This is a genomic window from Larkinella fluvii, assembly GCF_051857545.1.
Lineage (GTDB): Bacteria > Bacteroidota > Bacteroidia > Cytophagales > Spirosomataceae > Larkinella.
The window spans coordinates 374,479-387,625 of sequence record NZ_JBPZHB010000008.1; the positions used below are offsets into that span (position 1 = coordinate 374,479).

General features: G+C 55.6%; 11 protein-coding genes. 3 read left to right on the top strand and 8 right to left on the bottom strand.

Annotation, left to right across the window (positions count from 1 at the left end):
* The first annotated feature begins 40 nt into the window (after positions 1-40).
* Positions 41-430, top strand: a complete 390-nt coding sequence (locus ACS5NO_RS22605; protein ID WP_439417239.1) for a YbbN family protein — start codon at positions 41-43, stop codon at positions 428-430.
* Between the two features lie 10 nt (positions 431-440).
* On the opposite strand, the gene ACS5NO_RS22610 is transcribed toward ACS5NO_RS22605, so the two are convergent.
* From ACS5NO_RS22610 to ACS5NO_RS22620, 3 genes are read right to left on the bottom strand one after another with little or no spacing between them, the layout of a single operon-like run.
* Entirely contained in the window at positions 441-698 is a 258-nt protein-coding gene (locus tag ACS5NO_RS22610; RefSeq protein ID WP_439417240.1) for a hypothetical protein, read from the bottom strand.
* A 40-nt stretch (positions 699-738) separates the two neighbouring features.
* A complete protein-coding gene (locus ACS5NO_RS22615; RefSeq protein ID WP_439417241.1) occupies positions 739-1,875 on the bottom strand; it encodes a DUF6544 family protein in 1,137 nt (378 codons plus the stop codon).
* Positions 1,876-1,890: 15 nt separating this feature from the next.
* Positions 1,891-3,603 carry an Ig-like domain-containing protein gene (locus ACS5NO_RS22620; RefSeq protein WP_439417242.1) on the bottom strand — a complete coding sequence of 571 codons (1,713 nt, stop codon included), beginning with the start codon at positions 3,601-3,603 and terminating at the stop codon, positions 1,891-1,893.
* 204 nt (positions 3,604-3,807) lie between these two features.
* Between ACS5NO_RS22620 and ACS5NO_RS22625 the strand changes: the two genes are divergently transcribed.
* The gene (locus tag ACS5NO_RS22625) at positions 3,808-4,623 is read left to right on the top strand and encodes a CPBP family glutamic-type intramembrane protease (protein ID WP_439417243.1); all 816 of its coding nucleotides are present in this window, start codon (positions 3,808-3,810) and stop codon (positions 4,621-4,623) included.
* Here ACS5NO_RS22625 and ACS5NO_RS22630 read toward each other — a convergent pair whose 3' ends face one another.
* The 4 genes from ACS5NO_RS22630 to ACS5NO_RS22645 form a co-directional block, all read right to left on the bottom strand.
* Positions 4,624-5,568: a 1-phosphofructokinase family hexose kinase gene (locus tag ACS5NO_RS22630; RefSeq protein WP_439417244.1), complete on the bottom strand. Its 945-nt coding sequence runs from the start codon at positions 5,566-5,568 to the stop codon at positions 4,624-4,626.
* Positions 5,569-5,660: 92 nt separating this feature from the next.
* Positions 5,661-6,416 (bottom strand): SDR family NAD(P)-dependent oxidoreductase, encoded by a 756-nt coding sequence (locus tag ACS5NO_RS22635; protein ID WP_439417245.1) that lies wholly within the window; start codon positions 6,414-6,416, stop codon positions 5,661-5,663.
* Between the two features lie 24 nt (positions 6,417-6,440).
* Positions 6,441-7,268 carry a universal stress protein gene (locus ACS5NO_RS22640; RefSeq protein WP_439417246.1) on the bottom strand — a complete coding sequence of 276 codons (828 nt, stop codon included), beginning with the start codon at positions 7,266-7,268 and terminating at the stop codon, positions 6,441-6,443.
* A gap of 96 nt (positions 7,269-7,364) precedes the next feature.
* Positions 7,365-8,471 (bottom strand): hybrid sensor histidine kinase/response regulator, encoded by a 1,107-nt coding sequence (locus tag ACS5NO_RS22645; protein ID WP_439417247.1) that lies wholly within the window; start codon positions 8,469-8,471, stop codon positions 7,365-7,367.
* A 382-nt stretch (positions 8,472-8,853) separates the two neighbouring features.
* Here ACS5NO_RS22645 and ppsA point away from each other — a divergent pair, with 382 nt between their 5' ends.
* On the top strand, positions 8,854-11,250 hold the full coding sequence (ppsA, locus tag ACS5NO_RS22650) for a phosphoenolpyruvate synthase (protein WP_439417248.1): 2,397 nt from the start codon (positions 8,854-8,856) through the stop codon (positions 11,248-11,250).
* A 219-nt stretch (positions 11,251-11,469) separates the two neighbouring features.
* Here the strand turns inward: ppsA and ACS5NO_RS22655 are convergent, their stop codons facing one another.
* Positions 11,470-13,143, bottom strand: a complete 1,674-nt coding sequence (locus tag ACS5NO_RS22655) for a SusD/RagB family nutrient-binding outer membrane lipoprotein (protein ID WP_439417249.1) — start codon at positions 13,141-13,143, stop codon at positions 11,470-11,472.
* Between the last annotated feature and the right edge of the window lie 4 nt (positions 13,144-13,147).

The following is a 13,147-nucleotide window of genomic DNA, read 5'->3' on the forward strand; positions in this document are numbered from 1 at the left end:
ATCAGTCTTTTTGGTCAACCAAATTACCACATTTGTATCCATGAGGGCAACGACCCCGGTTGACGAACGAATGTGGCCAAGCAAGCAAATGAACTTTAAAGATCCATACCCGGTGCAGACGCCCGCCCGCCTGGCGGTTTTACTCCTCTTCATGCCCTCGGAGCGGACCGACCGCATACAGCAGGCATGGCTACGAACCCTGGCCGATTCGCTGCAACACCAATTGTCCAGCCAGGTGCAGGTTTTGAAAATAGATGAACTCGCCCACCAGGATGTTTTCCGAAGCTTCGATATTACCCAGACGCCCTCATTCGTGCTGGTGCAGCGGGGCATCGAACTCTGGCGGCAGGTGGGAATGCCGCAGGAAGACCTGTCTTCGTTGCTGTCGGAGCGCCTGGTTGCGGCAAGCGCCCAGGTCTTCAAAGCCTAACGGCAACCACTCATTTTGGCATGGGTCCACAGTGCGGAATGCACTGCCCACTGACTTCTTCACAATAGGCTCCCCGCGTAGAACAATGGAAGGCGGCCCCCGAACAGCCGCAGACGTAATCCCATCCGCCAACGCCGTCGTAGCGTTCAAACGTTGGGGCAGAATAGACCACAATCCGGTGATCATCAAGACCATCCGTGCAGGAATAAGGAAAAGCAGCCAGCGTCAGAAAACCGGCATACCGCAGCACTATTTTAATTGTCTTCATGGTCGTAACACGTTGGTCTGGTAGAGGGAATGCGTAGTTTTCAGTCGCCCGACAGAGGGGTGTAGTCGATTTCCGTAAGCGTCAGGGTATACCAGGTAAAATCACCGGTTTTGAGTTTCCAGGTTACGTCCGACTGCACAGGAATCCGGATCCCGCCCGCCCGTTCCTGATGATCCCGCAGGGCAATCGACCAGGTTTCGAGCCGGTAAGCTCCATCAAATTCCCCAAAGCGCCGGGCTTCGAACTGGATGGCATCGCCCGCCAGGTTGAAGGTGAAAACTCCGGATGCGGTCACTCCGCCCTGGTGCATCGTCGCCCGGGCCGATGTATCGCTCAGTCCCTCCCACTGGATATAGTCGCTCAAGGCAGCCGTTGGGAACCAGACCGTTTCGGCCAGATACCGCAGCATCGTTCCCTGATCGATTTCCGCTCCCTTCGCATCCGCAACCGGAACCAAAGCCAGTGCCTTGATCCGCATGTTTCCCCGCCCGTGCCGGTACTGATCCCGGCCCACCAGAAAGAACAAAGGTGCAGCCTCAATGCGGGCCAGCCAGATAAAACCGGGTTGAGAAACCGTAAAAACCTGCTCGGCTTCGACGGGCATCCAGCTCCCACCCGGCTTGGTCCGCATCCGGCCGATCTGCTTCAGGTGAACGGTTTGAATCCGTTTTTTTCCAACGACACCAGCCCGTTTTAACCACTTCTGAACAACAGGTGGTAGCGGAGTCAATGATTCGGCAGTGATCACCGGCGTCTTCGCAGATCCGGATTCGGCAATCAAACCCCGGACCTCCGCCATTCCATTCGCATTGAAATCCCAATCCGCATAGGCCACCAGACTAACGGCCAGAATAAGCACATTGAGCCCGGTTCCGGCTTTGGCATCCGGCCAGTAGAGAACAATGAGAAGTTGAGACAGCCCAATCCCCAGCAACGCAACCAGCCACCAACGGCTCTGGCTGGTTAACAAACTGACGGCTGCCGTCAGCAACACCAAACCCGTTAAAAGCCAGAGCGCACCCGCCACTTTGGCGGCTTTTTCAGACAACGGCAGGACGGTTGTCGCACGAAAGGCGTTGACGGTTATCAGGTGCCACTCTTTTACGAATCCAATCCCGTGAATCAGACCATGAAGGCCCAGAATACCCGCAAAAACGAACCTGAATAGTGGACTCATGGGATTGGAAACCGGTTAGTTTTTGATCAGGTAGTTGACAGGGGCTGGCAGACAGGGGGTGAAAGAGCCTGCCTTAGAAACCGGAGAAACGGAACGATTCGGTGCGCCTTTCGCAGCCAGACGGCCTTTGGGGCTGGATGCGTTCAAATCCGTACAGTCGAAGTTTTCGGGCGATACGGTGCGGGTCAAAAGGTAGAAATAGGGGCTTCGGGAAACGTTTCGGACGTCCCAGAAAGTCAAATGCGTATCGGGGTAAGTGATGTACCCGGTCCACATCAGGGCCGTATGATCACACGGAACACCCGGTGTTTCACAGCCTGCGGGGTGTAGCAGCCCAAACGCATGACCAATCTCATGCCCCAGCCCACCGACATACCGGCCAATGCTTTCGTTTTCGTAATAGCCCCGCCCGCCCGAAACGCCCCGAACGTCGTATCCCGACAGCACCACGACACTCCCGGCCGCGGCACCTCCTCCCTGCCCCTCCGCCGGATCGGCGTCGATGTAATAGACCCAAACCGTTTCCGGGTCGTCGTAACGCCCGCCGGTTAACGCCATGCCCTCGTTGGCAGCATTGTACCAGAACCACCACTGCTGGCTGTCGCCGATGGGGGTGGTGGCATACCAGCTCGCCGGATGGGCGGTTTTGATTACTTCGACCACCGGGTAGCTGATGCTAAACGTCTGAAAACCGCTCAGTTGCTGCTGATACCAGATTTGCAGGTGCCGGATAGCGCGTTCCATGCCTTTCACCGCCGTTGGGTTCACCACCCGGTCGGCAGGAACCAGGTAAACCAGCCGGACGCGGTGTTTGTAGGTTACAATGTTCAGGTTCTGCGTAAAAGCGCGTTCCTGGCTGCCGGTTTGGGTCGTGATGGTAAAGGACGTTTCGCCCAGGCTGGCGGTAGACGCGCTAACCGACACCATGACTTTCGCCACGCCGTCTTTCGGAACCACCACCGGATTGGCAAACGGTTCGACGACAATGCCGGTTGGCACATTCTTAAAAACCAGGGTGGTGGGGCCACTGAATCCGTAGACGGATCGCAATTCCAGCAGGATCGTCGCGGTGGTGGCCTGCGGCAACACCAGCGGTTTGGCGGGCAGGGTGCTGACGATCGCTTCGGGGGTGTTGACGATGACAACGACGGTGGCGGTTTTTCCTTCGCAGGAAGCCGTGATGGTTACGTAGGCCGAAACGCCAGCGAGGGCAGTCAATAGTCCGGTTGATGAAACCCGCACGTTGGTCGAATCCGAACTGGTCCAGGTCACAACCCGATCCGTTACGACCACGCCGTTGGCGTCTTTTACCGAGGGTTTCAGTTGCGTTTCCGAACCCACGTTCAAGACGAGCGAATCCGGTGGCAGACTGACGGAAGCGACCGGGATTTTACTGATGGTGAGCACCAGAAAGTTGCTTTTCCCTTCGCTGGTGGCCGTAATCCGGACGGTTCCGGGGGCAATCGTTTTGACCAGCCCGGTTTGATCGACGGTCGCCAGCGCCGGGTTGTCGATGGTCCAGGTGATGACGCGGCCCGTCAGCAGGTTGCCAGCCGCGTCGCTGAGGATGCCCGTCAGGGAAAGGGGCTGTCCCACGGTCACAGTAGTACCCGGAGCCACCACCCGCACCGAGAAAACCGGGGCCGGATCGACGTGTTCTTTGCAGGAAAAAAGAACCACCTGCCCAATCAGGCAGATGAGAATGAATAAGCGGAGGGAAAGGTTCATGGTTAGGGCGAAACAGGCTTGCGTATAACCGAAGTACGTTCCCACAAAATAACGCCATAACTACCTGTCTTCCGATGACTTAGCTCATACCGCAGGATGATGACAGTTACTCCTGATCCTGTCAGCAGTCAATCCCTGTTAAAACCGTTTGCCCTAGTTTTGGACTTTCTGAATCCCGGAATACCTCCTGATCTGATTGATTCCATGAAACGACTACTGGCTTATTTTCTCACCACCTGCGCGATCTCGTGGCTGTGCTGGTCACCCTACTGGCTGCCATTTTTTTCGAAAGCCTGGAAAACATCCGCGTTCCTTCATTACCTGGGGTTGCTGGGTCCCTTGCTTTCCGCCGTGATCTGGACCAAAACGGAAAATTCCAGCCGGGGTCTCCGCGCCCTTTTCACGAGCCTGCTTGTTCCGCGCGAACCGGTTTTTTATGGCTTACTCAGCGCCCTGCTACCGTTTTTGATTCTTTTCGCTGCCGTGGGCATCAGCACCCAGGGAGCAATTCAAACCGTCGACTGGCGGGGGCTCTGGCATTCGCACGAGCTGGCCACCATGTCACCCATTCCGTTTGTGGCCTTAAACCTCTTCGTGGTGGGTTTTGGTGAAGAAACCGGGTGGCGCGGCTATGCCCTGCCGCGCCTGCAACAACGGTTTTCTGCCCTAACGTCATCGCTTCTCATCACGGCAGGATGGGCGCTGTGGCACTGGCCGCTGTTTTTTTACGTCCGCTCCGGCTATCATTCGATGGATGGCGCCGGCATTGTCGGCTGGCTGATCAGTCTGTTGACAGGCTCCCTACTTTTCACCTGGCTCTTCAACAGCAGTCGGGGAAGCCTATTGGCCTGTGCCTTATTTCATGCCACCATGGACATCGCTTTCATGGCCGATTTAGGGCGTCCCGACGTGATGACGTACGTCGGAATGGCCGTAACGCTCTGGGGCGCTGGGATCCTGCTGGTATTGAAACCCACCAACTTATCCCGTCAGCCCCGCGTAAAAACCCTTGAACAGTAGTTAGCGACTGATCCATTTCAGCAGCCGTTCTACATCGTCTTTGTGAAACAGTTCGGTGCCGGGATTCATCGTAGCCGCCGTTCCGCAGGCCACACCAAGCCGCAGCATTTCTTCGTAGGAGTGGCCTTGCGACAACGCAAAAACCATTCCGCCAACCATGCTATCCCCTGCGCCGACGGTGGTTTGTTTTTTAACCGTTGGGGCCGGAACCCGAAAGCTCCCGCGCCGGTGTTCCCGGTGGTTTTCTTTCGTCACCAGCAAAGCCCCCGCCGGTCCCAGTGAAACGGCCATGAGCTCGCACCCACCCTGTTGAATCACCGACCGGGCGGCTTCTTCCACTTCCTCCAGTTCCAGTTTCTCAACGCCGACGAGGGAGGCCAGTTCGCCCAAATTGGGTTTCAGCAAAAAAGTCCCTTCCTGAATTGCCCGTTTTAAGGGTTCGCCGGACGTGTCGAGAACCAGCCGGATGTGGCGTTCCTTCGCCAGTTGGGCAATGGCAGCATAGTAGTCTGGTGGCAAACCCGGCGGCAAACTGCCACTGACCACCAGATAGTCGATCGGTTCGGCAATGTTACGCAGCTCGTTCAGCATCTGTTCGCCCTCGGCGGCCGACCAGGTGGGTCCCGGCAATCCGAAGCGGAACTGTTGTCCGGTCGACGTCTCCAGAACGACAAAGCTCTGGCGGGTCCAGCCCGCCATCGGAATCGCCCGGTAATCGATCCCCTGTTCGGCCACCAGTTGTTCCAGCCATTGACCGGTGGCACCACCCGCCGGAAAAACCGCCCGGGATTTTGCGCCCAGCCGAAGCAGGGCTTTGGAAACGTTGATGCCGCCCCCACCGGGATCGTAGCGGGCGGTTTCACAGCGCAGTTTGTGTTCGGGTACCAGGCGGTCGATGGTGGTGCTGGCATCCACCGCGGGATTCAGCGTCAGTGTGAGAATCATCCTTTTAAATGAAAAAGCAACCTGTACCGGGGATTACCGGACTATCCGGCGATCCCCGAAACGGGTTGCGTAAGGTACAATTTATCGGTGAATTACCGCGCCAGATAACCGCCGTCGACCGGATAATACGATCCCGTTACGAACGAGGCTTTGTCGGACGACAGCCAGATCACCAGTTCAGCCACTTCCTCCGACCGGCCCAGCCGACCGATGGGGTGCAGGTCGACCAGCATCGTTTTGACTTCCTGCGGCAACACGCCCAGCAAAGGCGTATCGATGTAGGCCGGGCCAACGGAGTTGATCCGGATTCCGCGGGCGGCATACTCGATGGCGGCCGTTTGGGTCAGCCCCACGACCCCATGTTTGGCGGCTACGTAGCCCGGCGACTGTGCCGTTCCGACCTGACCCAGAATGGAGGCCATGTTGACGATGGACCCGGTTTTGTTCTGTTTCAGCATCGCTTCCAGTTCGTATTTCAAACAGTAGAAAACGCTGTTGAGGTTGACGTTGATGATTTTCTGCCAGCCTTCCAGCGAGTAATCCGCCGTCAGGTTCAGTTCTCCGCCGATGCCCGCATTGTTGCAGGCCATATCCAGCCCGCCAAACGCAGAGACGGTTTCCGAGACGAGTGCTTCACACTGCGCCGGATCGCCGACATCGGCCTTGAAAAACCGGGCAACGCCCCCGTCGGCGGTAATCTGGTCAACGACTTGCTGGCCCTGTGTTTCGTTAACATCCGACACCATCACACTGGCACCGTGCTGGCTATACAAAACTGCAATTGCCTGGCCAATGCCCGAAGCCGCCCCGGTTACCAGCGCCACTTTACCTTGTAAGTCCTTTTCCATGCTAAATTTAATTAAAAAGTATGCTTAAGCGCGCATGATCAAAACCGGTATGTCGGCATGATTCAGCACATCTTCGGCCACGCTGCCCTGAATCCAGTGGCGAATGCCGGTATAGCCGTGGGTGTAGAGCACGATCAGATCGGCTTTTACGTCCGTGGCATAATCCAGAATGCCCTCCGGAATGGACCGGTACGGCCATATCTGAAATTTATAATGATCGATGCCTTTGCTCAATGCGTATTCGTCCATCCATTCCCGGATGCCCTCGGGTTGCCGGCCGTCGGTGGGCGTCAGCACATAGACAAACTGCCGAAGGCCCTGATCCGTTAGCTGAAACGGATACGGATGGCGTTCTTTCAGCTTGTCATCCATATCGATGGCACAGACAATGTTCTGAGGCTGAAAGTGTTCGATGGGGTGTTTGACTACCAACACCGGGCAGTTGGCGTGCCGGACAATTAACTCGGCGTTCGAGCCCTCCAGCCACTCCGTCAAACCGGTAGCCCCTTTGGAAGCTAAAACGATCAGATCGGCTGGTTGTTCAGTAATATTCCGAATCAATCCGTCGAGGCTGCTGCCCAGTTTTGTTTTGATGGTAACGTCCGCGTATTTCGGATTGGCCGCCAGCTTCTCCAGCGCTTCTTCGGCTTCTTTCCGGGCTTCGCCGTAGTTCTCCGTAACCATCAGCGACAGTTCCGGGGTGTAGTCCATGGCAGGCTGCGGAATCAGTTGATAGAGAACCGTATGCAGGAGGATAATTTCGGCCCGGTAGGTTCGGGCCAGCCCCACGGCTACGTCCAGTGCATAGGTGGTCATGGGGCTTAAATCCGTGGGAACCAGTATTGTTTTCATCGTGAACATCCGTTAGTTTGATAGTCCAAAGCACGTTGAAAACAGACTCTCTTCCCATGACAGAACGCACCCGGTTTGTTGAGAAAAGTCACTGGTTCAGTCCGGGTTGACGGATTGGCCAGGCAGCCATACCATCGCTTTCGTCCAGCCATCGGGGTAACAGCCGATCGACAGCGAACCGTGGTTCAGTTCAACCAGTCTTTTCACAATCGCCAGCCCCAGCCCAAAGCCCTGCTGCTCAAACTCCTGCCGGTCAAACTGCGTATAGGGTGCAATTTGGGCGACGTGCTCCGGTTTAAACGTCCGTCCCTTGTTGCCCACCGTAAGCCGGTATTCGTCCCCTTCCAAATATCCTGTGACAACAATCCCGGTCTGATCCGAAAACTTGATGGCGTTGTCAATCAATTCGTCCAGGATAATGGCCAGATTGTCTTCCGAAATCTGGAGGAATGCTTCCTCCACATCGACGCGCCACTGGATTTTTTGCTCCTGCCGGTTTTCCACCAGCCGGATTTGCTCTTTCACCCGGTCGGACTGAAGGGTGGCCGTGCCACTCGTAAAATAAGCATAGGCGCTGTGTGAAGGGTCGATGTGTTGAAGAATGCCGATTCGTTGAACATTATCCAGCGACCGTTTCAGCCGCAGTCCGCACACCCGGATCGTTTCCAGCATCGACACCGTATCGACATCATCAAACTCGTCCAGATGATTCGATAGCAGGGTCGACATGCCAATAATCCCGTTGAGGGTAGTGTTGTATTCGTGCCCGGCGGCCCGGGCCATCTTGAGGTGCTGTTCGGCCAGTTGGGCCTGCAGGCTGGCTTTTCGCAGGGCCTCCCGTTGCAGGCGGTTTTCGACAGCCAGGAGCAGGCTTTCGCCCGTAAACGGTTTGGTCAGGTAATCATCGGCGCCCAGCGACATTCCCCGGCGCACATCTTTCAGATCGGTCTTGGCCGTCAAAAACATGAAGGGAACCGTGGTCAGGGAACGATTGCTACGGATGGTTTCCAGCACCTGATACCCATCCATGTGCGGCATCAGAACATCGCAGAGGATCAGATCCGGTCGTTCCAGAATGGCCTGGGTAACGCCCTGTTTTCCGTCCGGAGCGGTTTCTACCTCAAACCCATTCAGCCGCAGCCACTCGGCCACGTTTTCACGAATTTGTTCCTCGTCCTCAATAATCAATATTTGTGTCGACATAGAATAGGGTAAAATAGAGAACCATCCTGTACGGACGACAGAGAATAAACGGTTCGATTTGGAAAGCTAAATAAAGTTGAAAATCAGAAACTTAATAAAGAATACAGGTGGATTTATGAAACAAAACTACGTCGCATGAGGTCCCGTTTACATGACCTGATCTATGTAACGGTATGACAAAAATCAGTAACATAGCTTTCGTAAATCATAAACCAGCCCCTCTTTTCTCCGAGGAAAAACCAGACTATTCTGGCTCCCCATTCCGTATTCAGCGTCCTGCAACAAGCCGGTAATGAGCATCAGTAAACCGCCTGAGTAACGTCATAGCGGCAAAGAGGTTCGTCCGCTAGTTTGCATCCGCATCTTAAACCCTTGAACGGACATGAACACGTGGGTACTTCCTTTCAGCCAGATCAACAACGGAATGATTGCCAAAGTGGGCGGTAAAAATGCCTCGCTCGGCGAAATGTTTAACGGACTGCGGTTTTATGGCGTACGGATTCCCGACGGCTTTGCGCTGACGACCGATGCCTACTACGAATTCCTGGATCACAATGAGCTGCGAACGCCCGTTCAGGAGCTGGTCAATGAACTGGACACCCGGACTTTTTCCAACCTCCACGACATCGGCCACCAGATCCGGTGCCTGATCCGGAGAGCCGATTTCCCGCCGGTTCTTGCCGAAGCCATCAAAAAAGCCTTCATCGACCTGAAGCACCATTTCCCGAACCCGATACAGGTGGCCGTTCGCAGCAGCGCCACCGCCGAAGATCTGGTTACGGCCAGTTTTGCCGGTCAGCACGAATCGTTCCTCAACATCCAGACCGAAGAGCAGTTGCTGCACGCCTGCCAGGCCTGCTACGCGTCCCTGTTTACGGACCGGGCCATCAAATACCGGCATGACAACGGTTTCGATCACCTGAAAGTGGCGCTTTCCGTGGGCGTTCAGAAAATGGTGCGCTCCGATCAGGCGTCGGCCGGCGTCTGTTTTACAGTAGACCCCGACACCAGCCACGAAAACCTGATGCTGATCACAGGGAGCTGGGGATTGGGCGAAAACGTGGTACTGGGCAATGTCAATCCCGATGAATTTTACGTCTTCAAACCGTCGATTGCCAACCGCCCGAACGCCATCGTCAGCCGGAAAGTGGGCGAAAAATCGGTCACGATGGTGTATGCCGATACGCCCGAAGCCAGTCAGCCGACGATCAATACCGATACGCCCCCGGAACGCCGGGCTGCCTTCGTCCTGACGGATACCGAGGTAAACCAGCTCGCCAGTTGGTCGCTGATTATTGAAGAACATTACCGCAAACCGATGGACATCGAGTGGGCCAAAGACGGCATCGACCAGCAACTCTACATTGTGCAGGCCCGACCCATTACCGCCTTCGGATCATCGACGCTGCAACTCACCGAATACCGCCTGCAGGCTCCGGGCAAAACCCTGACGCAGGGCAAAGGCATCGGCCACCGGATCGTTACGGGAACCGCCCGGGTGGTGGCGTCGCCCAAAGACGTGCCAACCACCATCGGCGCGTCGGACATTCTGGTCACCGACATCACCACGCCCGACTGGGACCCGATTCTCAAAAAAGTATCGGCCATCATCACCAACCGGGGTGGCCGGACGAGCCACGCGGCCATTGTGGCCCGCGAAGTGGGCGCGCTGGCGGTGGTCGGCACCAACAACGGCACGCAGGTCATTGCAGACGGGGCTACCATCACGGTTTCCTGCGTCGACGCCCAGGACGGTTTTGTGTATGAAGGCGCGCTGCCCTTTACGCAGGAAACCATCGATCTGACGGAACTGCCCAAACCCCGCACCCAATGTAACCTGATTTTGGGCGACCCTTCGCAGGCGCTGCGGCTGTCGCAACTGCCCAGCCAGGGCGTGGGGCTCATGCGGCTGGAATTCATCATCACCAACGCGATTGGCATTCACCCGATGGCGCTGGCCCGTTTCGACCAACTGACGGATGAAACCGTGAAGCAGGAAATTACGCAGCTCACCCACCACTATACCGATAAGAAAGAATTTTTTGTGGACAAACTGGCCCAGGCCGTGGCGCTGGTAGCCGCCAGTTTTTACCCCCGGCCAGTGATTGTTCGCATGAGCGATTTTAAAACCAACGAGTATGCCAACCTGCTGGGTGGTCGTGATTTCGAGCCCAAAGAAGAAAATCCGATGCTGGGCTGGCGCGGGGCGAGTCGCTACTACGATCCACGGTACCGCGACGGGTTCCGGCTCGAATGTGACGCCATGCGCCGGGTGCGCAACCAGATGGGGTTCACCAATGTCAAACTGATGATTCCGTTCTGCCGGACGGTGGAAGAAGGCAAGCGGGTGCTTCAGGTGATGGATGAATACGGTTTGGCCCGGCACGAAAACGGGCTGGAGGTGTATGTGATGGCTGAAATCCCCAGCAACATCATCCAGGCCGAAGCATTCGCCGAACTCTTCGACGGTTTTTCGATCGGTTCCAACGACCTGACCCAACTGGCGCTGGGTGTCGACCGCGATTCGTCGACGGTGCAGGGGCTTTTTGACGAAAACAACCCGACGGTGCGGACACTGATTGCCATGCTCATCCGGAAGGCTCACCATGCCGCCCGTCCCGTGGGCATCTGCGGACAAGGCCCCAGCGACAACCCGGCTTTCGCCCGTTTTCTGACCGAAGAAGGCATCGACAGCATTTCGCTCACGCCCGACGCTTTTCTGCGCGGACTCACGACGATTCATGAAGCCGAAATCGTGCTGGCACTCGATGCGTTGTGAAGGGAAGAGGCTTTAAAAAGGCGGATGTAAAATTTCAAATGATGAACGTTGAATATAAAAGTGGAAGCTGGCGGGCTTCTTTTAGAGAAGGTTTTGAATCGATCAATTACACTTTTGCCTGCAATTTGAGGTTGCATGGCATGCGCTCTCCTGGCGAACCAGGTCAGGCTACGTATTAAACAGATGAGCCCGGTCTGCGTCCAGACCGGGCTCATCTGTTTAATACGGTTTGTTTGTACCTTGTATGAGCCACATCTTGGCATAATGGTGATCCTTACTTTGGCCGGCAGGAATAAAGTTGGTACTGCCCAACCGGCTTACGGCTTCCGTATAATTTGCGATGTATTTGGGATCCAGGTTGGGCGTAGGGTACATGTAACGGATCGGCAGTGCCGGGCCGAACTGTGCCACCGGCCCCGTCTTTAGTGCGGGATAGCCCGTTCGTCGCCAGTCGAACCAGGATTGGACGCTGAACCAGGACGAGATCCATTTTTGCTCCAGAATCCGTTCCTGCTTGTTGCCGGCGCTGGCGTAGCTTACTCCGGGTTGCGCATAATATGTTTCAAAGTTGAATGAGGTGGCCGCCAGCGCCCCTTCTTTGTCCATCGACGCCTGGACGGCTTTTTTATAGTGACCTTCCGCATCTGTAGCGCCGAATGTGCCCAGTAAGGCAGCCTCCGCCAGGATAAACTCAACCTCGGGGTAATTCATAAAATTCATCGCCACGTAAGGGTCGGTATTTTTACGGTATCGGTCATGGATGAACGAAATGTAGGGATTCTGTTCGTTGGGATACACCGACACGTCATTTCCTTTGTTGTAGACAATCCCCTGCGTAATGGGAAGACCGACGGGCAAACCCACGTACAGGTTGGTATCTGCACTGGAGGCCACGCTCGGCACATAGACGACGGAATACGTTTCGCCGAAGAGGTTCGTGACCGTCCTGGTGGTTACCTGGGTCACGTTGGCATCCCATTTTCTCCGCACCGGATTGGCCCAGCGCTGCAACCTCGGATCTTTCAGTTGAAGCAACTTGTCGACGAGTGGTTTTGCCGGTTTTGTCAGCCAGTTGAAGGTAGCAGATGCCAGCGGGCCACCGGGTTGGGTGTTGTCGGAGTTGGTACCCAGAAAAGCAAGGGTTGCATCATCGGACTTACTGGTGAATGCTCCGGCGGCAGCCTCCTTAAACTCGGTTTCAAGATTGATACCCAATGCCGCCATTTCCGCCTTTTTATCCGCCAGGCGAAGGGCGTAACGCAGACGCAACGAATTGGCAAACTTTCTCCACTTCGCGGCATCTCCCTTATACATCACATCGGAAGTTGCGCTCACCACATCCTTGGGCGTCAGGTTTTGAAGCAGCTCGTTCGCTTGTTTCAGGTCGGTCAAAATGCCCTTGTAGACATCGGCTTGTTTGTCATATTTTGGAAAAAATGCTCCGGTGCTGGCCTTCAGTGCCTCGCTGTACGGGATGTCGCCATAGAGGTCGGTCAGCAACCCGAAGAGCATGGCTTTCATGGTCAGCCCGATGCCCTGGAACAGTTTGTTGTCATCCCGCACGCCATTGTCATAAATGATCTGCACGTTCCGCAGGATATCGTAGTAGCTGCCCCAGCTTTCCTGACCCCACGCATACTGGTTCGTTTCGGCAGCCCCTTCGTTTGTTCCCGCCTGCATGTACTGCATGGTAGCTGCGATTTTGGAACTGTTCTTGCCCAGACCAAAGACGAGCTTTCCGCTATTGACCAGTGAATAGGTGAGGACGTAGTTCGACGACACATTTTCAGGACTGTTGGGATTTTTGTTCACCTCGGTAAGGTCCTCACAGGCGGATAGCCATAAACCCATCATCGCCAGCAGGGGAATTCTCAATGCTTTTATCGTTTTCATGTTC